18 protein-coding genes and 1 tRNA gene are annotated in these 23,346 nt (G+C 64.5%); 15 read left to right on the top strand and 4 right to left on the bottom strand.

Annotated features, from left to right (window positions below):
• Positions 1 to 216 precede the first annotated feature (216 nt).
• The 9 genes from ACEU5R_RS28315 to rpoC all read left to right on the top strand — a co-directional run bounded on the left by ACEU5R_RS28315 (position 217) and on the right by rpoC (position 12,247).
• Positions 217 to 292 (top strand) — tRNA-Trp (locus ACEU5R_RS28315).
• A gap of 63 nt (positions 293 to 355) precedes the next feature.
• The gene (gene secE, locus ACEU5R_RS28310) at positions 356 to 736 is read left to right on the top strand and encodes a preprotein translocase subunit SecE (protein ID WP_103271755.1); all 381 of its coding nucleotides are present in this window, start codon (positions 356 to 358) and stop codon (positions 734 to 736) included.
• Positions 737 to 745: 9 nt separating this feature from the next.
• Positions 746 to 1,279 carry a transcription termination/antitermination protein NusG gene (nusG, locus tag ACEU5R_RS28305; protein WP_006389586.1) on the top strand — a complete coding sequence of 178 codons (534 nt, stop codon included), beginning with the start codon at positions 746 to 748 and terminating at the stop codon, positions 1,277 to 1,279.
• A gap of 65 nt (positions 1,280 to 1,344) precedes the next feature.
• Positions 1,345 to 1,776: a 50S ribosomal protein L11 gene (gene rplK / locus ACEU5R_RS28300; protein WP_006389587.1), complete on the top strand. Its 432-nt coding sequence runs from the start codon at positions 1,345 to 1,347 to the stop codon at positions 1,774 to 1,776.
• Between the two features lie 2 nt (positions 1,777 to 1,778).
• Positions 1,779 to 2,474: a 50S ribosomal protein L1 gene (rplA, locus tag ACEU5R_RS28295; protein ID WP_103271754.1), complete on the top strand. Its 696-nt coding sequence runs from the start codon at positions 1,779 to 1,781 to the stop codon at positions 2,472 to 2,474.
• A 266-nt stretch (positions 2,475 to 2,740) separates the two neighbouring features.
• Complete coding sequence (gene rplJ, locus ACEU5R_RS28290) at positions 2,741 to 3,265, top strand: 50S ribosomal protein L10 (protein ID WP_103271753.1); 525 nt, start codon at positions 2,741 to 2,743, stop codon at positions 3,263 to 3,265.
• A gap of 81 nt (positions 3,266 to 3,346) precedes the next feature.
• Positions 3,347 to 3,727, top strand: coding sequence for a 50S ribosomal protein L7/L12 (gene rplL / locus ACEU5R_RS28285; RefSeq protein ID WP_006389590.1), 381 nt, complete (start codon positions 3,347 to 3,349; stop codon positions 3,725 to 3,727).
• A 163-nt stretch (positions 3,728 to 3,890) separates the two neighbouring features.
• Positions 3,891 to 8,003, top strand: a complete 4,113-nt coding sequence (gene rpoB, locus ACEU5R_RS28280; RefSeq protein WP_103271752.1) for a DNA-directed RNA polymerase subunit beta — start codon at positions 3,891 to 3,893, stop codon at positions 8,001 to 8,003.
• Complete coding sequence (gene rpoC, locus ACEU5R_RS28275; RefSeq protein ID WP_103271751.1) at positions 8,003 to 12,247, top strand: DNA-directed RNA polymerase subunit beta'; 4,245 nt, start codon at positions 8,003 to 8,005, stop codon at positions 12,245 to 12,247. The genes rpoB and rpoC overlap by 1 nt, the downstream gene beginning before the upstream one ends.
• A 138-nt stretch (positions 12,248 to 12,385) precedes the next feature.
• On the opposite strand, the gene ACEU5R_RS28270 is transcribed toward rpoC, so the two are convergent.
• Positions 12,386 to 12,781: a TssQ family T6SS-associated lipoprotein gene (locus ACEU5R_RS28270; RefSeq protein ID WP_103271750.1), complete on the bottom strand. Its 396-nt coding sequence runs from the start codon at positions 12,779 to 12,781 to the stop codon at positions 12,386 to 12,388.
• A gap of 159 nt (positions 12,782 to 12,940) precedes the next feature.
• Between ACEU5R_RS28270 and ACEU5R_RS28265 the strand changes: the two genes are divergently transcribed.
• On the top strand, positions 12,941 to 14,227 hold the full coding sequence (locus ACEU5R_RS28265) for a serine/threonine protein kinase (RefSeq protein ID WP_392413082.1): 1,287 nt from the start codon (positions 12,941 to 12,943) through the stop codon (positions 14,225 to 14,227).
• Positions 14,228 to 14,242: 15 nt separating this feature from the next.
• Here the strand turns inward: ACEU5R_RS28265 and ACEU5R_RS28260 are convergent, their stop codons facing one another.
• From ACEU5R_RS28260 to ACEU5R_RS28250, 3 genes are read right to left on the bottom strand one after another with little or no spacing between them, the layout of a single operon-like run.
• On the bottom strand, positions 14,243 to 16,558 hold the full coding sequence (locus ACEU5R_RS28260) for a CHASE2 domain-containing protein (RefSeq protein WP_392413081.1): 2,316 nt from the start codon (positions 16,556 to 16,558) through the stop codon (positions 14,243 to 14,245).
• Between the two features lie 13 nt (positions 16,559 to 16,571).
• A complete protein-coding gene (locus tag ACEU5R_RS28255; protein WP_392413079.1) occupies positions 16,572 to 17,678 on the bottom strand; it encodes a FecR domain-containing protein in 1,107 nt (368 codons plus the stop codon).
• Positions 17,679 to 17,716: 38 nt separating this feature from the next.
• The gene (locus tag ACEU5R_RS28250; protein ID WP_103271746.1) at positions 17,717 to 18,430 is read right to left on the bottom strand and encodes a response regulator transcription factor; all 714 of its coding nucleotides are present in this window, start codon (positions 18,428 to 18,430) and stop codon (positions 17,717 to 17,719) included.
• A 268-nt stretch (positions 18,431 to 18,698) separates the two neighbouring features.
• Between ACEU5R_RS28250 and ACEU5R_RS28245 the strand changes: the two genes are divergently transcribed.
• From ACEU5R_RS28245 to ACEU5R_RS28225, 5 genes are all read left to right on the top strand, one after another.
• Complete coding sequence (locus tag ACEU5R_RS28245) at positions 18,699 to 19,400, top strand: response regulator transcription factor (RefSeq protein WP_103271745.1); 702 nt, start codon at positions 18,699 to 18,701, stop codon at positions 19,398 to 19,400.
• Positions 19,401 to 19,943: 543 nt separating this feature from the next.
• Positions 19,944 to 20,321 (top strand): 30S ribosomal protein S12, encoded by a 378-nt coding sequence (gene rpsL, locus ACEU5R_RS28240; protein WP_005017264.1) that lies wholly within the window; start codon positions 19,944 to 19,946, stop codon positions 20,319 to 20,321.
• Between the two features lie 169 nt (positions 20,322 to 20,490).
• The gene (gene rpsG, locus ACEU5R_RS28235) at positions 20,491 to 20,961 is read left to right on the top strand and encodes a 30S ribosomal protein S7 (protein ID WP_103271744.1); all 471 of its coding nucleotides are present in this window, start codon (positions 20,491 to 20,493) and stop codon (positions 20,959 to 20,961) included.
• A gap of 17 nt (positions 20,962 to 20,978) precedes the next feature.
• On the top strand, positions 20,979 to 23,081 hold the full coding sequence (gene fusA / locus ACEU5R_RS28230; RefSeq protein WP_103271743.1) for an elongation factor G: 2,103 nt from the start codon (positions 20,979 to 20,981) through the stop codon (positions 23,079 to 23,081).
• Between the two features lie 76 nt (positions 23,082 to 23,157).
• Positions 23,158 to 23,346, top strand: a 189-nt coding sequence (locus tag ACEU5R_RS28225; protein WP_233437053.1) for a GTP-binding protein, incomplete at its 3' end; no start/stop codon positions are given.

Raw genomic sequence — 23,346 nt, 5'->3', positions numbered from 1 at the left:
TCCAGAAAGGGTGGAGAGGCTTTTCAAGCCCCTCTACCCTTTTTGCTGTAAAAGTAGTATGATTTCGGGTTCCGCAAGTCAACTGTGCGAAAGCACGGCAAAACAAGCGGGGTCTGATCAGAAAGTGATCAGTAGTAGTTCAGTCGTAGCGCCAATGTAGTGCCAACAGCGCCACCGCTAGCTGTGCGAAGCAGTGCCGAGCACGAGTAGTGTTTTAGGGGTATAGCTCAATTGGCAGAGCGTCGGTCTCCAAAACCGAAGGTTGTAGGTTCGATTCCTACTGCCCCTGCCACCGCCAGGATAAACCCGCGGGAGATCATCGCGAGTTACGCATTCAGGCGGCTCGCGTCGCAATATGTCTAATACCAGCGTTGAAACTGTTACCAGTACCGCCGACCGGGTCAAGCTCGGGCTGGCGGTTCTTGTCGTTATTGCTGGCATCGTCGGGTTCTCCGTGCTCAGCGCGCAACCCATGCCTGCACGTATCGGCGTGTTCGTCGGCAGCCTCGTGATCGCTTTCGCGATCGCCTGGTTCAGCGAGCCGGGCCGCCGCACCTTGAGCTTCGCCAGCGAGTCCTACAACGAAGTCAAGCGCGTGTCCTGGCCCACCCGCAAGGAAACGACCCAGATGACGGGCATCGTTTTCGCGTTCGTGGCGATCATGGGCATTTTCATGTGGGTGCTCGACAAGGGCATCGAATGGATTCTCTACGGCCTGTTGCTGGGCTGGAAATAAGGACGGCGAATGAGTAAGCGTTGGTATGTCGTCCATGTGTACTCTGGCATGGAAAAGAGTGTGCACAAGGCCCTGAACGAGCGCATCGAGCGCGCGGGCCTGCAGACGTCTTTCGGCCGCATCCTTGTGCCCTCCGAGGAAGTCGTCGAGGTCAAGGGTGGTCAGAAGTCGATCACCGAGCGCCGCATTTTCCCCGGTTACGTCCTGGTTGAAATGGACCTGACCGACGAAACGTGGCACCTGGTCAAGAATACGAACCGCGTCACCGGCTTTTTGGGTGGCTCGGGCAATCGTCCGACCCCGATTTCCGAGAAGGAAGTCGAAAAGATCCTCTCCCAGATGGAAGAGGGCGTCGAGAAACCGCGTCCCAAGATCCTCTTCGAGGTGGGCGAGATGGTTCGGGTCAAGGAAGGTCCGTTTGCGGACTTCAACGGCAACGTCGAAGAAGTCAACTACGAAAAGAGCAAGGTGCGCGTGTCGGTCACCATTTTTGGTCGCGCCACGCCCGTCGAACTCGATTTCAGCCAGGTCGAAAAGACCTGACATCAACCCCCGGGGAGCCTCGGTCCGTCTGGTCCGGGGCGATATAACCCGCAAGGAGCATAAGCATGGCGAAGAAGATCGTCGGCTTTATCAAGCTGCAAGTGCCGGCTGGTAAGGCTAACCCCTCCCCCCCGATTGGCCCGGCCCTGGGTCAGCGTGGCCTGAACATCATGGAATTCTGCAAGGCGTTCAACGCCAAGACCCAAGGCATGGAGCCGGGTCTGCCGATCCCCGTGGTGATCACCGCCTTCGCGGACAAGAGCTTCACCTTCATCATGAAGACCCCGCCTGCGACGGTCCTCATCAAGAAGGCCGCCGGCGTGCAAAAGGGCTCGTCCAAGCCGCATACCGACAAGGTCGGCACGCTGACCCGCGCCCAGGCTGAAGAAATCGCCAAGGCCAAGGGTCCGGACCTGACCGCCGCCGATCTGGACGCCGCTGTCCGCACGATCGCTGGCAGCGCCCGCAGCATGGGCATCACGGTTGAGGGGATCTAATCATGGCAAAACTGTCCAAGCGCGCCGCCGCTATCGCTCAGAAGATCGACCGCAGCAAGCTGTACCCGGTCGCCGAAGCCCTGGCCCTGGTCAAGGAAACCGCTGTCGCCAAGTTCAATGAATCGATTGACGTGGCCGTGCAGCTCGGCATCGACCCGAAGAAGTCGGACCAACTGGTTCGCGGTTCGGTCGTGCTGCCCGCCGGCACCGGCAAGTCGGTCCGCGTCGCCGTGTTCGCCCAAGGCGACAAGGCTGAAGCCGCCAAGGCCGCTGGCGCCGACATCGTCGGTCTGGACGACCTGGCCGACCAGATCAAGGCCGGTCAAATGGACTTCGACGTGGTCATCGCCTCGCCCGACACGATGCGTGTCGTCGGCGCCCTGGGTCAGATCCTGGGCCCGCGCGGCCTGATGCCGAACCCGAAGGTCGGCACCGTGACCCCGGACGTCGCCACCGCCGTCAAGAACGCAAAGGCTGGCCAGGTGCAGTACCGCACCGACAAGGCCGGCATCATCCACGCCACGATCGGCCGCGCGTCGTTCAACGTGGATCAGCTGCAAACCAACCTGGCCGCTCTGGTCGACGCCCTGCAAAAGGCTCGTCCCGCAGCTGCCAAGGGCATTTACCTGCGCAAGCTGGCCGTCTCGTCCACGATGGGCGGCGGTGCGCGCGTGGAAATCGCCTCGCTGTCGGCCTAAGCCGACGGCTGTAACGTACTTTGGGCCGCATCCGGATCCTTCCGGATGCTGCTGTCAAAGACCGCTGGAGCAGGGTGGTGAACCGGATAGTCCGCAAGGGCCCTCCAACCCGCCTCCCCGCTTAATCCCGGAGCTTGCCTAGTCCGGATCCAGCGTAGACGGCGTCCCCAGGAAGATTTCTTTATTCGAAGAACTCGACCAGGCGCCGCATTCGGTTGACGTGCAAGGCATCTGCCCCAAGCGTCTTTTGATGGAGTGTTCAAACCGTGAGTCTCAATCGTCAAGAGAAAGCGGTGGTGATCGAGGAAGTCTCGGCGGAAGTCGCCAAGGCCCAATCGATCGTTATCGCCGAGTACCGTGGTCTGGACGTCGCCTCTGTCACCGTACTGCGCAAAACTGCGCGTGAATCGGGCGTGTATCTGCGTGTTCTGAAGAACTCGCTGGCCCGTCGTGCTGTTGCCGGCACGGCTTTCGAGCCGTTGTCCGAACAACTGACCGGTCCGCTGATCTATGGCATCAGCGCCGACCCGGTTACGGCGGCCAAGGTCCTCGCAGGTTTCGCGAAAAGCAACGACAAGCTGGTCATCAAGGCGGGCGCTCTGCCCAACAACTTGCTGAACCAAGAAGGCGTGAAGGCCCTGGCCACCATGCCCTCGCGCGAAGAGTTGCTGTCGAAGCTGCTGGGCACCATGCAAGCCCCCATCGCGCAATTCGTGCGTACGCTCAACGAAGTTCCGACCAAGTTCGCCCGTGGCCTCGCCGCCGTGCGCGACCAGAAGGCCGCGGCTTAATTGCCCGTCCTTTCCGGAATTCGCTGAACGACCGAGCGACACCCAAACCCTGGCATTACCCAATATCTGGAGTTCTGAAAAATGGCACTTAACAAAGCTGAAATCCTTGACGCCATCGCTGGCATGACCGTGCTCGAACTGTCCGAGCTGATCAAGGAAATGGAAGAGAAGTTCGGCGTGTCGGCTGCTGCCGCCGCTGTGGCCGTGGCCGCCCCGGCCGCTGGTGGCGCCGCCGCCGCTGCTGAAGAGCAGACCGAGTTCACCGTTGTGCTGGCTGAAGCCGGCGCCAACAAGGTGAGCGTCATCAAGGCCGTGCGCGAGCTGACCGGCCTGGGTCTGAAGGAAGCCAAGGACCTGGTCGACGGCGCTCCGAAGCCCGTCAAGGAAGGCGTTGCCAAGGCTGACGCCGAAGCCGCCAAGAAGAAGCTGGAAGAAGCTGGCGCCAAGGTCGAAGTCAAGTAAGACCTTGCGTCATCTGCCCGGGGACAGCGCAGTTCGCAGTCCCCGGGCTTTTGCGTTTCCAGGAAACCCCTACTGGGGGCAGGCCCTTCGCAGTGGGGTTTCCTGGAGTCGTATCACCTGGGGCCGTGGTTGACGGCCCATGCAACCTCGAGTCGGAGTGCTCATGCCTTACTCGTACACCGAAAAAAAGCGCATCCGCAAAAGCTTCGCCAAGCGTGAAGACGTTCAAAACGTTCCTTTCCTGCTGGCGACTCAGCTTCAATCCTACCTAACTTTCCTGCAGGCGGATACCGCCCCGTCCGAACGCGTAGCCGACGGTTTGCAGGCGGCGTTCACGTCGATTTTCCCGATCGTTAGTCACAACGGTATGGCGCGCTTGGAGTTCGTGAGCTATGTGCTCGGCGAACCGGTGTTCGATGTCAAGGAATGTCAGCAACGTGGCCTGACCTATGCGTCGCCCCTGCGCGCGAAGGTGCGCCTGGTGCTGCTCGACCGCGAGGTCAGCAAGCCCACGGTCAAGGAAGTCAAGGAACAGGAAGTCTACATGGGCGAGATTCCGCTCATGACCGGCACCGGTTCCTTCGTCATCAACGGCACCGAGCGCGTCATCGTGTCGCAGCTGCACCGCTCGCCCGGCGTGTTCTTCGAGCACGACCGCGGCAAGACCCACAGCTCCGGCAAGCTCCTGTTCTCGGCCCGCGTGATTCCTTACCGCGGTTCGTGGCTGGACTTCGAATTCGACCCGAAGGACGTGCTGTTCTTCCGCGTCGACCGTCGCCGCAAGATGCCCGTCACGATCCTGTGCAAGGCCATCGGCATGACGCCGGAAACCATCCTGGCCAACTTCTTCGACTTCGATAATTTCGAGCTGAAGAGCGAAGGCGCGATGATGGAATTCGTGCCCGAGCGCTGGAAGGGCGAAATGGCCCGTTTCGACATCTCGGACCGCTCCGGCAAGGTCATCGTCGAAAAGGACAAGCGCATCAACACCAAGCACCTGCGCGATCTGGCTGCCGGCGGCATCCAGCGCATCTCGGTGCCTGAAGAGTTCCTGTACGGCCGCGTGCTGGCCAAGAACATCGTTGACGCGGACACCGGCGAGGTCATCGCCAACGCCAACGACGAGATCACGGAAAGCGTGCTGGCCGCCCTGCGCGCCGCCAACGTGCACGACATCCAGACGCTCTACACGAACGACCTGGATCGCGGTCCCTACATCTCGCAGACCCTGCGCACCGACGAAACCGCCGACCAGATGGCCGCGCGCGTGGCGATCTACCGCATGATGCGCCCCGGCGAGCCGCCCACCGAGGAAGCCGTCGAGGCCCTGTTCCAGCGCCTGTTCTACAGCGAAGAGACGTACGACCTGTCGCGCGTCGGCCGCATGAAGGTCAACAGCCGTCTGGGCCGTGGCGAGGACATCACCGGTCCGATGACGCTGACCAACGAAGACATCCTTGAAACCATCAAGGTGCTGGTCGAGTTGCGTAACGGCCGTGGCCAGATCGATGACATCGATCACCTGGGCAACCGCCGCGTGCGTTGCGTGGGCGAACTGGCCGAGAACCAGTTCCGCGCCGGCCTGGTGCGCGTCGAGCGCGCCGTCAAGGAACGTCTGGGCCAGGCCGAGACCGAAAACCTGATGCCGCACGACCTGATCAACTCCAAGCCGATTTCGGCCGCCATCAAGGAGTTCTTCGGTTCGAGCCAGCTGTCGCAGTTCATGGACCAGACCAACCCGCTGTCGGAAATCACGCACAAGCGTCGCGTTTCCGCACTGGGCCCGGGCGGTCTGACCCGCGAGCGCGCCGGCTTCGAAGTCCGCGACGTGCACCCGACCCACTACGGCCGCGTCTGCCCGATCGAAACGCCGGAAGGCCCGAACATCGGCCTGATCAACTCCATGGCGCTGTACGCTCGCCTGAACGAGTACGGATTCCTGGAAACGCCTTACCGCAAGATCATCGACGGCAAGGTCAGCGACCAGATCGACTACCTGTCGGCCATCGAGGAAAGCCACTACGTCATCGCGCAGGCCAACGCCGCGCTGGACGAAGACGGCCGTTTCGTCGACGACCTGGTGGCCTGCCGCGAAGCGGGCGAAACCATGCTGACCGCGCCGGCCAACGTGCACTACATGGACGTGGCCCCGTCGCAGATCGTGTCGGTCGCCGCCTCGCTGATTCCGTTCCTGGAGCACGACGACGCGAACCGCGCGCTGATGGGCGCCAACATGCAACGTCAGGCCGTGCCTTGCCTGCGTCCGGAAAAGCCGGTCGTGGGCACGGGCATCGAGCGCACCGTGGCCGTTGACTCGGGCACCACCGTGCAGGCCCTGCGCGGCGGCCTGGTCGACCACGTCGACGCCGAACGCGTGGTTATCCGCGTGAACGACGATGAAAACGTGGCCGGCGAAGTCGGCGTGGACATCTACAACCTGATCAAGTACACGCGTTCCAACCAGAACACGAACATCAACCAGCGTCCCATCGTCAAGCGCGGCGATCGCGTCGCCAAGGGTGACGTGCTGGCCGACGGCGCGTCGACGGACCTGGGCGAACTCGCCCTGGGCCAGAACATGCTGATCGCGTTCATGCCCTGGAACGGCTACAACTTCGAAGACTCGATCCTGATCTCCGAAAAGGTTGTGGCCGATGACCGCTACACCTCGGTGCACATCGAGGAACTGACGGTCGTCGCCCGTGACACCAAGCTCGGACCGGAAGAAATCACGCGCGACATCAGCAACCTGGCCGAAACCCAGCTGAACCGCCTGGACGATTCGGGCATCTGCTACATCGGCGCCGAAGTCAGCGCCGACGACGTGCTGGTCGGCAAGGTCACGCCCAAGGGCGAGACCCAGCTGACGCCGGAAGAAAAGCTGCTGCGCGCCATCTTCGGTGAAAAGGCGTCCGACGTTAAGGACACCTCGCTGCGCGTGCCCTCGGGCATGACCGGCACCGTCATCGACGTGCAGGTGTTCACCCGCGAAGGCATCGTGCGCGACAAGCGCGCCCAGTCCATCATCGACGATGAACTGCGCCGCTACCGCCAGGACCTGAACGACCAGCTGCGCATCGTCGAGAACGACCAGTTCGACCGTATCGAGAAGCTGCTGGTCGGCAAGACCGTCAACGGCGGCCCGCGCAAGCTGGCCAAGGGCGCCACGATCACCAAGGCCTACCTGGCTGATCTGGACCGCTGGCAGTGGTTCGACATCCGCCTGGCCGACGAGCCGCACGCCGTCGTGCTGGAGCAGGCCAAGGAATCGCTGGAGCAGAAGCGTCACCAGTTCGACCTGGCTTTCGAAGAAAAGCGCAAGAAGCTGACGCAAGGCGACGAGCTGCCCCCGGGCGTGCTCAAGATGATCAAGGTCTACCTGGCCGTGAAGCGCCGCCTGCAGCCTGGCGACAAGATGGCCGGCCGTCACGGCAACAAGGGCGTGGTCTCGCGCATCACCCCGGTCGAGGACATGCCGCACATGGCTGACGGCACCCCCGCCGACATCGTTCTGAACCCGCTGGGCGTGCCCTCGCGGATGAACGTGGGCCAGGTGCTGGAAGTGCACTTGGGCTGGGCCGCCAAGGGCGTGGGTCATCGCATCGCCGACATGCTGCGCGACGAGCGCACCGCGCAGGTCAAGAACGTCCGCGCTTACCTGGACAAGGTCTACAACACGACCGGTTCGGGCGCGCGCATCGACGAGCTGACCGACGACGAAGTCATGGAAATGGCGCAGAACCTCAAGAACGGCGTGCCGTTCGCGACGCCCGTGTTCGACGGCGCGACCGAAGAGGAAATCACGACGATGCTCGAGCTGGCCTATCCGGACGACGTCGCCAAGCGCATGCAGCTGACCCCGTCGCGCACGCAGGCCTGGCTGTTCGACGGCCGCACCGGCGAGAAATTCGAGCGCCCGGTGACCGTCGGCTACATGCACTACCTGAAGCTGCACCACTTGGTCGACGACAAGATGCACGCGCGTTCCACGGGTCCGTACTCGCTGGTCACGCAGCAGCCTCTGGGCGGCAAGGCGCAGTTCGGCGGCCAGCGTTTCGGGGAAATGGAAGTGTGGGCACTGGAAGCCTACGGCGCGTCCTACACCCTGCAGGAAATGCTGACGGTGAAGTCCGACGACATCACCGGCCGCACCAAGGTATACGAAAACATCGTCAAGGGCGATCACGTCATCGACGCCGGCATGCCGGAATCGTTCAACGTGCTGGTCAAGGAAATCCGCTCGTTGGCCCTGGACATGGATTTGGAGCGTAACTAATGAAAGCGCTACTCGACCTCTTTAAGCAAGTCTCGCAAGACGAGCAATTCGATGCCATCAAGATCGGCATCGCCTCGCCGGAGAAGATCCGTTCGTGGTCCTACGGCGAAGTCCGCAAGCCCGAGACGATCAACTACCGCACCTTCAAGCCCGAGCGCGACGGTCTGTTCTGCTCGAAGATCTTCGGCCCGATCAAGGACTACGAGTGCTTGTGCGGCAAGTACAAGCGCCTGAAGCACCGCGGCGTGATCTGCGAGAAGTGCGGCGTTGAAGTGACCGTCGCCAAGGTGCGCCGCGAGCGCATGGGCCACATCGAGCTGGCCAGCCCGGTCGCGCACATCTGGTTCCTGAAGAGCCTGCCCTCGCGTCTGGGCATGGTGCTCGACATGACCCTGCGCGACATCGAACGCGTGCTGTACTTCGAAGCCTGGTGCGTGATCGAACCCGGCATGACCCCGCTCAAGCGCGGTCAGATCATGTCCGACGACGACTTCCTCGCCAAGACCGAGGAATACGGTGACGACTTCCGCGCGCTGATGGGCGCCGAAGCCGTGCGCGAACTGCTGCGCACCATCGACATCGACCGCGAAGTGGAAACGCTGCGCGGCGAACTGAAGGCCACCAGCTCGGAAGCCAAGATCAAGAAGATCTCCAAGCGCCTGAAGGTGCTGGAAGGCTTCCAGAAGTCCGGCATCAAGGCCGAGTGGATGGTCATGGAAGTGCTGCCCGTGCTGCCGCCGGACCTGCGTCCGCTGGTGCCGCTGGACGGCGGCCGCTTCGCGACCTCCGACCTGAACGACCTGTACCGCCGCGTCATCAACCGCAACAACCGTCTGAAGCGCCTGCTGGAGCTGAAGGCCCCTGAAATCATCCTGCGCAACGAAAAGCGCATGCTGCAGGAAGCCGTCGACTCGCTGCTGGACAACGGCCGCCGTGGCAAGGCCATGACGGGCGCCAACAAGCGCCAGCTCAAGTCCCTGGCCGACATGATCAAGGGCAAGAGCGGTCGTTTCCGTCAGAACCTGCTGGGCAAGCGCGTCGACTACTCGGGCCGTTCGGTCATCGTGGTGGGTCCGCAGCTCAAGCTGCATCAGTGCGGCCTGCCCAAGCTGATGGCCCTGGAACTGTTCAAGCCGTTCATCTTCAATCGCCTGGAGATGATGGGCCTGGCCACGACCATCAAGGCCGCCAAGAAGCTGGTGGAAAGCCAGGAGCCGGTGGTCTGGGACATCCTGGAAGAAGTCATCCGCGAACACCCGGTCATGCTGAACCGTGCGCCCACGCTGCACCGTTTGGGCATCCAGGCGTTCGAACCGGTCCTGATCGAAGGCAAGGCCATCCAGCTGCACCCGCTGGTCTGCGCGGCGTTCAACGCCGACTTCGACGGTGACCAGATGGCCGTGCACGTGCCGCTGTCGCTGGAAGCCCAGCTCGAAGCGCGCACGCTGATGCTGGCCTCGAACAACGTGCTGTTCCCCGCCAACGGCGAACCGTCGATCGTGCCGTCCCAGGACATCGTGCTGGGTCTGTACTACACGACCCGCGAGCGCATCAACGGCAAGGGCGAAGGCATCTTCTTCACCGACGTCGCTGAAGTGCAGCGCGCCTACGACAACGGCGAAGTGGAACTGCAGACGCGCATCACCGTGCGCCTGAAGGAACACGAGCGCGACGAAGCGGGCGAATGGCAGCCGGTGATCCGCCGTCACGAGACGACGGTCGGCCGCGCGCTGCTGTCCGAGATCCTGCCGAAGGGCTTGCCCTTCACGGTGCTGAACAAGGCGCTGAAGAAAAAGGAAATCTCGCGCCTGATCAACCAGTCGTTCCGCCGTTGCGGCCTGCGCGACACGGTGATCTTCGCCGACAAGCTGATGCAGTCGGGCTTCCGCCTGGCCACGCGCGGCGGCATCTCGATCGCCATGGGCGATATGCTGATCCCGTCGGCCAAGGAAAGCATCCTGGCCGAAGCCAGCCGCGAAGTGAAGGAAATCGACAAGCAGTACTCGTCGGGTCTGGTCACGTCCCAGGAACGCTACAACAACGTGGTGGACATCTGGGGCAAGGCCGGCGACAAGGTCGGCAAGGCGATGATGGAACAGCTGGCCACCGAGCCCGTGACCAACCGTCACGGCGAGGAAGTGCGCCAGGAATCGTTCAACTCGATCTACATGATGGCCGACTCGGGCGCCCGTGGTTCGGCCGCCCAGATCCGCCAGCTGGCCGGCATGCGCGGCCTGATGGCCAAGCCGGACGGCTCCATTATCGAGACGCCCATCACGGCGAACTTCCGTGAAGGCCTGAACGTGCTGCAGTACTTCATTTCGACCCACGGCGCGCGTAAGGGTCTGGCTGATACGGCACTGAAGACCGCGAACTCGGGCTACCTGACCCGTCGTCTGGTCGACGTGACGCAGGACCTGGTCATCACCGAAGACGATTGCGGCACCTCGCAAGGCTACGCCATGAAGGCGCTGGTCGAAGGCGGTGAAGTGATCGAGCCGCTGCGCGACCGCATCCTGGGTCGCGTTGCCGCCATCGACATCGTCAACCCGGACACGCAGGAAACGGCCATCGAGGCCGGCACCCTGCTGGACGAAGACATGGTCGACACCATCGACCGCCTGGGCGTGGACGAAGTCAAGGTCCGCACGCCGCTGACCTGCGAAACGCGTCACGGCCTGTGCGCGCACTGCTACGGTCGCGACCTCGGCCGCGGCTCGCCGGTCAACCAGGGCGAAGCGGTTGGCGTCATCGCCGCCCAGTCCATCGGTGAACCGGGCACGCAGCTGACGATGCGTACGTTCCACATCGGCGGCGCGGCGTCGCGTTCGGCCCTGGCCAGCGCGGTGGAAACCAAGTCTGCCGGTACCGTCGGCTTTGCCAGCACGATGCGCTACGTCACCAACGCCAAGGGCGAACGCGTGGCGATCTCGCGCTCGGGCGAACTGGCGATCTTCGACGACAACGGTCGTGAGCGCGAACGCCACAAGATCCCGTACGGCGCGACCGTGCTGGTGGGCGATGGCGAAGCCGTCAAGGCTGGCGCCCGCCTGGCGACCTGGGACCCGCTGACCCGTCCGATCGTGTCGGAATACGGCGGCGCCGTGCGCTTCGAGAACATCGAGGAAGGCGTTACCGTCGCCAAGCAGGTGGACGAAGTCACCGGCCTGTCGACGCTGGTCGTCATCACGCCCAAGACGCGCGGCGGCAAGATCGTCATGCGTCCGCAGATCAAGCTGGTCAACGAGAACGGCGACGACGTCAAGATCGCCGGCACCGATCACTCGGTGAACATCTCGTTCCCGGTGGGCGCGCTGATCACCGTGCGCGACACGCAGCAAGTGGCGGTCGGTGAAGTGCTGGCGCGTATTCCGCAGGAATCGCAGAAGACCCGCGACATTACCGGGGGTCTGCCGCGCGTGGCCGAGCTGTTCGAAGCCCGTTCGCCGAAGGACGCCGGCATGCTGGCCGACGTCACCGGCACGGTCTCGTTCGGCAAGGACACCAAGGGCAAGCAGCGCCTGGTCATCACCGACCTGGAAGGCGTCAGCCACGAGTTCCTGATTCCGAAGGAAAAGCAGGTGCTGGTGCACGACGGCCAGGTGGTGAACAAGGGCGAAATGATCGTGGACGGCCCGGCCGATCCCCACGACATCCTGCGCCTGCAGGGCATCGAGAAGCTGGCAACCTACATCGTCGACGAAGTGCAGGACGTTTACCGTCTGCAGGGCGTGAAGATCAACGACAAGCACATCGAAGTGATTGTTCGTCAGATGCTGCGTCGTGTGAACATCGTCGATGCGGGCGATACCGAGTTCATCCCGGGCGAGCAGGTCGAGCGCTCCGAGCTGCTGAACGAGAACGACCGCGTCGAGGCTGAGGGCAAGCGTCCGGCTTCGTACGACAACGTGCTGCTGGGCATCACCAAGGCCTCGCTGTCGACCGACTCGTTCATCTCGGCCGCTTCGTTCCAGGAAACCACCCGGGTCCTGACCGAGGCCGCCATCATGGGCAAGCGCGACGACCTGCGCGGCTTGAAGGAAAACGTCATCGTCGGCCGTTTGATCCCGGCCGGTACCGGTCTGGCGTACCACCATGCCCGCAGGGACAAGGAAGCGCTGGAGGCCGCGGAACGCGAAGCCGCTCGCCAGCTGGCCAACCCGTTCGAGGACGCGCCGGTCACGGTGGGTTCCGATGCGGACGCCCCTGTCGCCGATCTGGGCGCCGAGGACGCCGCCGAATAAGCGGAGCCTTCGGACAACTCCCCGCGCGCAGTCCGGCGCGGGGAGGCCGGAAACAAGAAAGGCCGCCGATGCGAATCGGCGGCCTTTCTGTTTTTCCGCGCGGGCTCCGGCCTGGACGGGATTCGCGGGGCGCGGGCCTTAGCGTCCGGCCTGCTCCCGGGCGCGCTGGAAGGCCGGTCCCCAGGCCGGGTGGCCTGCTTCATTGGGTGCCAGCTCGAACGAGGGGTCCAGGGCCAGGATGCGGGCGAAGCTGTCCACGCACAGCTGGGTGTAGCGCGTGACGCAATAGCTGAAGGCCTGGAGCTTGTAGGCCTCGACGCGCACCGCCCGGGTGGAGCCGGCCAGCTCGTCCGACTTCGCCACCTGGCGCACCACTTCGCCGTAGTGGCCGGCGGCGTACTGGTCGCGTACTTGTTGCAATTGTTCCAGCGCCTGGGGCGTGGCGGGCGTTTCGGGCAGCGCGCGTTGCATGCCGGCGCAACCGGCAAGCATGGTGACAGCGCCGGCCAGCGCGGCGAAGGAGCGGATTTTCATGGGCATGCGCAGAATTGGTGAGGATTGGCGATGGCGCTATCGTGCCACAGCCTGATGCGGTCGGACATTTTCGGCAATGTCCTTGTGTTGCAGATTCGATAATATTCGGGCTAATAACCGTCATTCCCGGGTACGCACGTCCCGAGCACCGCCTTGAACATGTCATCATCCGCCGGCCTGTTGACGCCGCGTGGCCCTTTTTCCGGCGCCGCGCCATTGGCGTTGCGTCCCCTGAGCGCCATCGCCGCGACCGCGGCGGGAGGCGTGCCGGAGGCGCGCATCAAGCGCCTGCTGTCCGATCTGTTGCCGTCGCTGATGTCCTTGCATGCGCAGGGCGAGATCTGTGGCGACATCTCGCTGGATACCGTCGGCATGGACGAGGGCGCCCGCGCCCACCTCTTGCCTGAGCTGGTGGTGGCCCGCTCGCGCCGCAACTCCCTGCCGCCCGCGCCCGGATTCTCGCCGATCGAACTGTATGCCGACACGGCTCAGTGGCCGCGCGGGCCCTGGACCGACGTGTATGGGCTGTGCGCGGTGATGCACTCGCTGGTCACCGGCCTGCGTCCGCCGCCCGCGCCCGAACGGCGCGTCGACGACCCCTACGAACCCTTGGCCCAGCTGGGCCTGTCCAAGTACAGCCAGGGGTTCCTGCGCGTCATCGACGAGGGCCTGTCCATGCAGCCGGCCGAGCGGCCGCAGTCGCTGGCGGATCTGGCGGGCAGGCTGGGCATGGTGGTCTACGCAGATGCCGTGCCCGCGTCCCCGGGCGCGGCCGGCGCCTCGCAGCAGGCCTCGCCGCCGGTTGGCGGCGCGCATCTGCGCCAGCCGGCTGCGAAGCGCGGCAAGCCGGTATGGATCGGCCTGTTGCTGGCGCTGGTCATCGTGGGTGGCACCTTTGGCTGGTTCCAGTCCGGCCGCGCGCCCAATGCGCTGATCACCAGCTCCGAGCTGATGCCGCCGAACCCGCCCATGGTCCGACCGGAGGCGCCGGCGCAGCCGTCCGCGCCGCAAGCCGAGCCGCAAGTGGCGCGCGCCGAGCCGCCGGGGCTGCAGCCTGCGCAGCAGACGATGCCCGTGCTCGTCGCGGAGTTCAAGCCGCCGGCCGTCGCGGATGCCGCGCCGCCTTCAACGGAGGCCCTGATCGGCGCGGCCCGTTCCCTGGACAACAGCGCCTTCCAGGCCGAGCCGGCGGTGCCGGCGCAGCCGCAGGAGGAACCCAAGCCCCGGCCCATCGCGACGCCCGTGACGGTGCGGCTGGACATCAGGCCCTGGGGCGAGGTCTGGGTCAACGGCGTCGCGCGTGGCATCAGTCCGCCGGTGAAGGAGCTGCGCCTGATTCCCGGCAAATATCAGGTGGTGCTGCGCAATGCGGATCTGCCGCCATACCGCGGCACGCTGGAAATCAAGGCGGGCAAGCCCGCGGTGATTTCACACGTCTTCGAATAGCGCGGGGGCGCGTGGCTATTGGCCGTCGTGCTCCGGCGCCATCGGCAGCCGCAGGCTGAAGACCGAGCCCCGGCCCGGTTCACTGCTGACCTCCGCGGTGCCGCCGTGGCGTTGCGCCACCGTGCGCACGAAGGCCAGGCCCAGGCCGGCGCCGCCCACGTCCTTGCGCGTATCGGCGGCCACGCGAGAAAACGGTTCGAACAGGCTGTCCAGGTCCTGCGCGGCGATGCCCCGGCCCTGGTCGCGCACGCTGATGCGCCAATAGCCGTCGTCTTCCTCTATGCCGCAATCGATGCGGGTATCGGCCGGGCTGTACTTGATCGCGTTGTCGATCAGGTTGCACAGCGCCCGCATCAGCAGCGTCTGGTCGCCCAGCGCATAGGCCACGGGCAGGTCAGGCTGCGTCGCCAGCGCGATGTTCTTTTTCTGGGCGGCGGCCCAGAACTCGTCCACGCCATCCTGCAGCAGGCTGCCCAGGTCCAGCTCGACCGGACGGATGGCCATCGATTCCGCACGGGTCAGGTGCACGAAATCGTCCACCAGGTTCAGCGTGCGGCGCGCCAGCATGGCGATACGCCGCAGGGTATCGTCCTGGCTGTCGCGCGCGTCCGCTTCGTGATGCATGTCGATCAACGCCAGGATCGAGCTTTGCGGCGCGCGCATGTCGTGCGACACGAAACGCAGCGTTTCCTCGCGCTGGCGCTCGGCCTGGCGGATGCTGGAGATGTCGGTGAGCGTGGCCACCGTGCCGGCAAATTGGCCTTCCGCCGTGTGGATGGGCGCGCACTTGAGGATCAGGTCGCGTCCCGCGCGATCGCGCACTTCCAGGTCGGCGCTCCAGGGCGAGGATTCGCGTTCCTGTCCGCTCAGCGCGTCGGCCAGGCGCTGGCGCGCGTCATCATCAGAAATCGTGCGTTCGAGCAGATGCGTGGCGGGATGGCCGACGCGCGGCGGGCGCATGCCCAGCCGCTGGAAATACATCACCGCGGCCTGATTGCGGAATTGCATGCGGCCTTGTTCGTCGAACACCAGGGTTGCGTCCGGCATGCCGTCCAGGCCGTCCGCCAGGAAGCGCCGCAGGTTGCGCACGCGGGCCAGGGCGCGGCTCAGTTCGCCGACGCGATGCTCGAGCGAGGCGCTGTGGCCGAAAGACTGCGCGCGGGCTTCGTTCAGCACCGGCGGGTACTCGCGCTGCAGACGGCGCAGCTCGTAGTCCATGTAGCGCAGCGCGGCCTCCTGGCTGCGCCAGCTCCACATCGGATAGCTGAGCGCGACGCCCAGCAGCGCCGCGCTGGGGGCGAACCACAGATTGGCCTGCGACAACAGCAGCAGCGATGCCGCCAGCACGGCGGCCAGCAGCGCGAGGCACACCAGCAGGGCGCGCTTGGGCGAAAGCCGCCACAAGGCCAGGCAGGCCAGCAGCGCCGGCAGCGCGGAGAACAGCGCGTTCAACCAGGGCGGCGGCGCCTGGTAGGCGATATCGTCGCGCGCCGCCTGCAGCACATTGGCCACGATTTCAACGCCCGACATGCCGCTCGTGTCATGGGACACCGGCGTCGGATAGGTGTCGCTCAGGCCGGTGGCCCAGGCGCCGACCAGCACATACTTGCCGCGTAGCGCGTCCGCCGGCAGGTCGCCGCGCAGCACGGACAGATAGGACACGGTGCGGGTATGGGCCGGCGGACCGGAATAGGGGATCAGGATGCCGCCGTCCGGTTGCGCGCGCTTGAGCAGGCGGCCGGCGACGTCGGATTCGCCGCCGATGCGCAGCAGCGTCAGGGCCAGATGGCGCCACCAGTCGCCGTCGTAGTGCACGCGCAGCACGCTTTCGCGCACCACGCCGTCGGCGTCGATGCGCGCGTTGATGAAGCCCAGCCCCGCCGCGGCCTGGGCCAGCGCCGGGATGGGCAGGCTCATGCTGCCCGGGTGGTCGAGTCGGTCCAGCACCACGGGCAGCACCGCGCGGCCGTTGCGGCGCAGGCTGTCGGCGAGAATCGCGTCGTCGTTCGGGTTGATCGTGTCGGGTTCCGCGAAGATCACGTCCAGGCCGACCGCCCGCGCACCCTGCAGGCGGTCGAGCAGGGCGGCATGGATGGCGCGGCGCCAGGGCCAGCGGCCCAGTGCGTCGATGGTGGCGTCATCGATCGCGACGATCAGGATGTCTGGCGATGCCGGGCGCGGCGTCATGACGACCGCGCGGTCATACAGGATCTGGTCGACGCGGCCCAGCCCGTTCAGCGCGCCCAGCAGAGCCGCCAGCGCGATCAGCGCCGCCGCCAGCCACAGTCCTGAGCGCGAGCTGCGGTCCTGCGGGTGGGCGGCGTCGGCCATGGCGCGGGGAAACTCAGTAATCAGTCAGCGTCACGAAGCCGCCCGTGCCGGTGGCCACGCCCAGGCCGAACGCGGTGGACAACTGGCTCATGCCTTCGAAGGTGGCGACGGCATCCTGTCCGTGCAGGCCCAGGTCGTCGACCGCGCGCACCGAGACATAGTAGGTGCCCGCGCCGGGGGCGCGAAAACGGATGTCGTTGCTGGCGAAAAGCGCGGAAGACACGGGCTGCGCGCCATCGGCGTCGCGCGATACGCGCACCAGATAGCTCTTGGCGCCGGGCACCGGCTCGAACGCGCTGGTCCATTGACCGCCGGCGCGCGTCGGCGCGGCCAGCTGCGGAGCCGGCAGCAGTTGGCGCAAACCGGCAACCGTGCCGTCCGCGCCGACCGCCGCGCCGAAGCCGCGGGCCACGGCCACGGGTTTGGCCGGCGTGGCGCCGGGGGCGTGCGGCTGCAGGCGCACGCTGCCTTCCAGGACTTCGCTATGCACGCCGCCGCTGCCGCTTTGCACGCGGAAGCGCGTGCCACGCACGCCCGTGACGGCGACCGGCGTGCGGATTTCGAAACGACCCACGCCCTGGCCCTCCGGGGCCACCGAGGATTCCACGCTGCCGCGCTGCACGCGCACCACCGAGTCGGTCAGGCCGGTGCCTTCGAATTGCCGCATGCGAGACAGTTCCACCGAGCCGTCCGCGGGCAGCGTGAGCTTGGAGCCGTCGGCCAGTTCCAGCGTCACGAAGCCATTGGGCGCGGTGACGACGGTGCTGCCTTCGGGCAGGCTGGCGCCCGGCGCAAGCGTCTTGCCGGCGGCGGAGGCCTGGCCGCTGACGTGCACGACGCGCGCTTTTGCAGGCCGGACCGGAATCATGGACAGCGGGATGTGCAATTCCAGGCCGATCGGCAGCTGTTCGGGCGCGACGATCTTGTTCAGCGACTGCAGCGGATTCCAGTTGGCGGAATTGCGCGTGTACGTGTTGGCGATGTTGATCAGCGTATCGCCGGCGCGCACGCGGTAGATGAAGTCCTCTCCCAGCGAACCCGCGGGCTGGCCATGCGCGACGGCACCCAGCAACAGGCTGGAAAACAGGACAAGCGAAGCAAGGGCGCGGTGGCGGCGCATGGCGGGCGATTCTCCGGATGTGGCATGGGCTGGGGCGTTCACGGCGCGGGCTGGCCGTCGTCCTGGGCGCTGGTCAGCTCCAGGCGGTAACCCAGCGCATAGGACGAGGTCAGGCGCACGCCGTGTTCCGGCCGCAGCTGCAGCTTTTGCCGGATGTTGGACAGGTGCGTGTCCAGCGTGCGCGAGGTGGCCGGAATTTCCCTGTTCCACACGCATTCGGCCAGCACGTCGCGCGACATGAGCCGGCCCAGATTGCGAAAGAACAGCAGCGCGAGCTCGAATTCCTTGGGCGCCAGCGTGACGGCCTTGCCGTTTAGCGCGATGGTGCGGGCGGAGGGCTCGACGCGGTAGTTCGCCACGTCGAACGATTCGTCCGCGGGTTCGGCGATCTGGCTGCGGCGCAGCAGGGCGGCCACCCTGGCCAGCAATTCCAGGGGGCGCAATGGCTTGACGATGTAGTCATCGGCGCCGGCGCGCAGCCCTTCGACCAGGTCGTCCTCGCTGGAGCGGTTGGTCAGGAAAATGACCGGGATGCGCGGGCCGATATTGGCGCGCAGCCAGCGCACCACGTCGTCGCCGTCGATATCGGGCAGGTGCCAGTCCAGCAGTACCAGATCGAAGCTCTCGTTGCGCATGGCCGAGAGCAGGTCGCGGCTCTGCTGATAGCTGCTGCATGTATAGCCAGCAGCCGTCAGAACCTGCTGGATACGGCGTGCTTGGTCCAGGTCGTCTTCCAGCGACGCGATTTTCATAGGCGGCGTTGTGTCTCGCGGAGGGGGCTGCGCACGTACGCGTAGCGGCTTCCTGTTGCGGAGTGGGGAAATTTGTGTAAACGAATGATAACTCGGGCGGCGGATCCCTGACGAAGTCATGCCAACAACCGTCAAACTTTGCAAACTTGACGAATCTTGACTGGAGTTGTTGCGCAACAAGCCGCCACACTGTCTCAACTGCGTCGCCCGCCGCCAGGCATGACAAGCCGGCGGCGATGCGGGACTTGGGGTTGGGGTGGGATGGAAAATGAATCAACTGCGCATACTTATGATGTCGCCGGACGAGCAGGCTCGCACTGCTGCCGTTTCGGCGCTGCTGCAGGCTGGCATTTCGGCCCGCGGCTGTTCGACTTCTCTCGAACTGTTCGGCTTGTTGAATAGCGGCGTCCACGACGCCGTCGTACTCGATGTGGATGCCCTGGGCGAAATTGGCTACGCCCTGATCGCCCGGCTGCATGGCTCTTCGGCGCTGGGCATCATCGTGACCGGCAAGGCGCTTTCGCTGGATGACCGCTTGCGTTGCCTGCAAAGCGGCGCCGACGCCTGCCTGCCCGGCGCGCAGGATCCGCGCGAACTGGCCTGCATGCTGCTGGCGCTGGCGCGCCGCCTGCCCGTGGGACAGCCGGCCGCAGGCGCGGACGGCGCCGCCAGCGGGCAGTGGGAACTGCGCGACCAGGGCTGGACGCTGGTCGCGCCGTCGGGCACCGCCATCTCGCTGTCGGCCAACGAACGCCTGATCGTCCGCTCGCTGCTGGAAGTGGCGGGGAGGGCGGTCGGCCGCAATGAATTGGGCGATGAGCTGCGTGTCGAAGGCGGCGGCGCCCGCTCCAGCGGCTCGCGCAGCATCGACGTGATCGTCAGCCGCCTGCGGCGCAAGGCCGAGCTGGCCGGCGTGATGCTGCCCATCCGTACCGTGTACGGCAGCGGCTACCTGTTCGCCGACCAATAGGGTCCTTCGGCGGCGCGCGCCGCGCTCCTTGAGCCCGCCACGGGCGCGCTTCTTGCACGTAATGCGGCCCCATTTCCGATCAGCTACGCCGAATCGGCTGTCTTCTGCCGCCAACACGCCGCTGCGCTGCGCATATAAAGTTCTTTGACAGTGCAGCGCTTTCCAAGTTATGCTAAAGGGCTTACTGCTTTATTTGCGCGCAGAGTCCGTATGTTTTCGGGCGCGGAAAAAGGTGGAAAGGACAGGCATGGCTTGCTTCTTGCAGGTCGCCGCAGGGTCAGGAGGTGCGTCACGAGCCGTCCCGCCCCGCAGCCAGGTGTGTGTACAGGCATGCGATGCATGCTCATGTGATACATGCCGTGGCCGCCTCGCTTTCCGCAGTTTCCGGTACTGCGCGTTCCATGGTTTGCTGGCAGGCCCGCTCTTTTACGTATCTGACGTTAGAGGCGGTCTTGCGCGAGCCGCCTTCTCCGAGAGCATATCGCTCGAAGAGACGAGTACGTAAGTACTTACCAGTGGTACGTAAAAGGGATTTCAAAGGTCATGCCTACCATCAGCCAACTCGTGCGCAAGCCGCGCGAAGTCAGCATCATCAAGAGCAAGAGCCCCGCGCTCGAAAACTGCCCGCAACGCCGCGGCGTGTGCACCCGCGTGTACACCACCACCCCCAAGAAGCCGAACTCCGCTCTGCGTAAGGTCGCCAAGGTGCGTCTGACCAACGGTTACGAAGTCATTTCGTACATCGGCGGTGAAGGCCACAACCTGCAAGAGCACTCGGTCGTTCTGGTGCGTGGCGGTCGTGTGAAGGACTTGCCCGGTGTGCGTTATCACATCGTGCGCGGTTCCCTCGACCTGCAAGGCGTCAAGGACCGTAAGCAAGCCCGCTCGAAGTACGGCGCCAAGCGTCCGAAGAAGGCTTAATCGCTGTATCGCAGTACCCCGGCCGCGGATGTTCCGCAGACCGGAAAGTGTGCAGCTGCGCCAGTGGAAGCTGGAATAGTGTGCAGCACGTAAGGGGCCGTCACTGTAATGGGCGGCCATGGCCGTGTAATGAAACACGGTTCAACTGAACAGACACAAGGAAGCAACAATGCCCCGTCGTCGCGAAGTACCCAAGCGCGAGATTCTGCCCGATCCCAAGTTCGGCAGCGTCGAGCTCGCCAAGTTCATGAACGTCGTCATGCTGGACGGCAAGAAGGCCGTCGCCGAGCGCATCGTTTACGGTGCCCTCGAGCAAGTCGCCACCAAGACCGGCAAGGAGCCGATCGAGGTGTTCAGCACGGCGATCAACAACATCAAGCCGATCGTCGAAGTGAAGAGCCGCCGCGTTGGCGGTGCCAACTACCAAGTGCCGGTTGAAGTGCGCCCCGTGCGCCGCCTGGCCCTGGCTATGCGTTGGCTCCGTGAAGCCGCCAAGAAGCGTGGCGAGAAGTCGATGGATCTGCGTCTGGCTGGCGAACTGATCGATGCGTCCGAAGGTCGTGGCGCCGCGATGAAGAAGCGCGAAGACACGCACAAGATGGCCGAAGCCAACAAGGCTTTCAGCCATTTCCGCTGGTAATTTAAGGACTACCCACCATGGCCCGCAAAACCCCGATCGAGCGCTATCGCAACATTGGCATCTCTGCGCACATCGATGCAGGGAAAACCACCACGACCGAACGCATCCTGTTCTACACCGGCGTCAATCACAAGATTGGCGAAGTGCATGATGGCGCAGCCACCATGGACTGGATGGAGCAAGAGCAAGAGCGTGGCATCACCATTACGTCGGCTGCTACGACGGCGTTTTGGCGTGGCATGGCCAAGAACTACCCCGAACACCGCATCAACATCATCGACACCCCGGGACACGTGGACTTCACCATCGAGGTGGAACGTTCCATGCGCGTCCTGGACGGTGCCTGCATGGTCTACTGCGCGGTGGGCGGTGTTCAGCCTCAGTCCGAAACCGTGTGGCGCCAAGCCAACAAGTACGGCGTGCCGCGTCTGGCCTTCGTCAACAAGATGGACCGCACCGGCGCCAACTTCTTCAAGGTCTATGACCAGCTGAAGAACCGCCTGCGCGCCAATCCCGTGCCCATCGTGATCCCGATCGGCGCCGAAGACTCGTTCAAGGGCGTCATCGACCTGGTCAAGATGAAGGCCATCATCTGGGACGAAGCCAGCCAAGGCATCAAGTTCGACTACGAAGACATTCCGGCCGAGCTGCAAGGCGCTGCCGAAGAATGGCGCGAGAAGCTGGTCGAGGCCGCCGCCGAGTCGTCCGAGGAACTGATGAACAAGTACCTCGAGACCGGCGCGCTGGACGAAGCCGAGATCAACACGGCCATCCGTCAACGCACCATCGCCGGCGAAATCCAGCCGATGCTGTGCGGCACCGCCTTCAAGAACAAGGGCGTGCAGCGCATGCTCGACGCCGTCATCGACTACCTGCCGTCGCCCGTGGACATCCCCCCGGTCGAAGGCACCGATGACGACGGCAACGAAGTCAAGCGTCAAGCCGACGACGGCGAGAAGTTCTCCGCCCTGGCGTTCAAGCTGATGACCGACCCGTTCGTGGGTCAGCTGACCTTCGTGCGCGTTTACTCGGGCGTTCTGAAGTCGGGCGACACGGTCTACAACCCGATCAAGGGCAAGAAGGAACGTATCGGCCGCATCCTGCAGATGCACGCGAACAACCGCGAGGAAATCAAGGAAGTTCTGGCCGGCGACATCGCCGCCGTGGTGGGCCTGAAGGACGTGACGACCGGCGAAACGCTGTGCGACGTCGACTCGCACGTCACGCTGGAACGCATGGAATTCCCCGAGCCCGTGATCTCGCAGGCCGTGGAACCCAAGTCCAAGGCTGACCAGGAAAAGATGGGCCTGGCGCTGTCGCGCCTGGCGCAGGAAGATCCGTCGTTCCGCGTGCGCAGCGACGAAGAATCCGGCCAGACCATCATTTCGGGCATGGGCGAGCTGCACCTGGAAATCATCGTCGATCGCATGAAGCGCGAATTCGGCGTGGAAGCCAACGTCGGCAAGCCGCAGGTGGCCTACCGCGAAACGATCCGCAAGACCTGCGACGAAGTCGAAGGCAAGTTCGTCAAGCAGTCGGGCGGTCGCGGCCAGTACGGTCACGTGGTCCTGAAGGTCGAACCTCTGCCCCCGGGCGGCGGCTACGAGTTCGTGGACGCCATCAAGGGTGGCGTGGTGCCGCGCGAGTTCATCCCCGCGGTGGACAAGGGCATCCAGGAAACCCTGCCGTCGGGCATCCTGGCCGGTTACCCGGTCGTGGACGTCAAGGTCACGCTGTTCTTCGGCTCGTACCACGACGTGGACTCGAACGAAAACGCGTTCAAGATGGCCGGCTCGATGGGCTTCAAGGAAGGCATGCGCAAGGCCAGCCCCGTGCTGCTCGAGCCCATGATGGCCGTTGAAGTCGAAACGCCTGAAGACTACGCCGGTACCGTGATGGGCGATCTGTCCTCGCGTCGCGGCATGGTTCAGGGCATGGACGACATGGTTGGCGGCGGCAAGGTCATCAAGGCCGAAGTTCCGCTGGCCGAGATGTTCGGTTACGCCACGAACCTGCGTTCGCTGACGCAAGGTCGTGCCACGTACACGATGGAATTCAAGCATTACTCCGAGGCCCCCAAGAACGTCGCTGACGAAGTCATCGCCGCTCGGGCCAAGTAAATAACCCTCGCCGCGTCCGCCCAAAAGGCGGCGCGGCAAATATCGAAATTTCCTTGAAAGTCAAAGGATAGAGATCATGGCAAAAGGCAAGTTTGAACGTACCAAGCCGCACGTGAACGTCGGCACCATCGGCCACGTTGACCACGGCAAGACCACCCTGACCGCGGCCATCACGACGGTTCTGTCGACCAAGTTCGGCGGCGAAGCCAAGGGCTACGACCAGATCGATGCAGCTCCTGAAGAAAAGGCACGCGGCATCACCATT

The organism is Achromobacter sp. 413638, assembly GCF_043119405.1.
Taxonomy (GTDB): Bacteria; Pseudomonadota; Gammaproteobacteria; order Burkholderiales; family Burkholderiaceae_B; genus Achromobacter.
The sequence above is the reverse complement of the archived record's forward strand: the minus strand, read 5'-3'. Positions and strand labels throughout refer to the sequence as shown.

Bases quoted from the DNA above. Each gene is read 5' to 3' on its own strand.
- secE (WP_103271755.1), top strand. From the start codon at position 356: ATGTCTAATACCAGCGTTGAAACTGTTACCAGTACCGCCGACCGGGTC.
- nusG (WP_006389586.1), top strand. From the start codon at position 746: ATGAGTAAGCGTTGGTATGTCGTCCATGTGTACTCTGGCATGGAAAAG.
- rplK (WP_006389587.1), top strand. From the start codon at position 1,345: ATGGCGAAGAAGATCGTCGGCTTTATCAAGCTGCAAGTGCCGGCTGGT.
- rplA (WP_103271754.1), top strand. From the start codon at position 1,779: ATGGCAAAACTGTCCAAGCGCGCCGCCGCTATCGCTCAGAAGATCGAC.
- rplL (WP_006389590.1), top strand. From the start codon at position 3,347: ATGGCACTTAACAAAGCTGAAATCCTTGACGCCATCGCTGGCATGACC.
- rpoB (WP_103271752.1), top strand. From the start codon at position 3,891: ATGCCTTACTCGTACACCGAAAAAAAGCGCATCCGCAAAAGCTTCGCC.
- rpoC (WP_103271751.1), top strand. From the start codon at position 8,003: ATGAAAGCGCTACTCGACCTCTTTAAGCAAGTCTCGCAAGACGAGCAA.
- ACEU5R_RS28270 (WP_103271750.1), bottom strand. From the start codon at position 12,781: ATGAAAATCCGCTCCTTCGCCGCGCTGGCCGGCGCTGTCACCATGCTT.
- ACEU5R_RS28265 (WP_392413082.1), top strand. From the start codon at position 12,941: ATGTCATCATCCGCCGGCCTGTTGACGCCGCGTGGCCCTTTTTCCGGC.
- ACEU5R_RS28260 (WP_392413081.1), bottom strand. From the start codon at position 16,558: ATGGCCGACGCCGCCCACCCGCAGGACCGCAGCTCGCGCTCAGGACTG.
- ACEU5R_RS28255 (WP_392413079.1), bottom strand. From the start codon at position 17,678: ATGCGCCGCCACCGCGCCCTTGCTTCGCTTGTCCTGTTTTCCAGCCTG.
- ACEU5R_RS28250 (WP_103271746.1), bottom strand. From the start codon at position 18,430: ATGAAAATCGCGTCGCTGGAAGACGACCTGGACCAAGCACGCCGTATC.
- ACEU5R_RS28245 (WP_103271745.1), top strand. From the start codon at position 18,699: ATGAATCAACTGCGCATACTTATGATGTCGCCGGACGAGCAGGCTCGC.
- rpsL (WP_005017264.1), top strand. From the start codon at position 19,944: ATGCCTACCATCAGCCAACTCGTGCGCAAGCCGCGCGAAGTCAGCATC.
- rpsG (WP_103271744.1), top strand. From the start codon at position 20,491: ATGCCCCGTCGTCGCGAAGTACCCAAGCGCGAGATTCTGCCCGATCCC.
- fusA (WP_103271743.1), top strand. From the start codon at position 20,979: ATGGCCCGCAAAACCCCGATCGAGCGCTATCGCAACATTGGCATCTCT.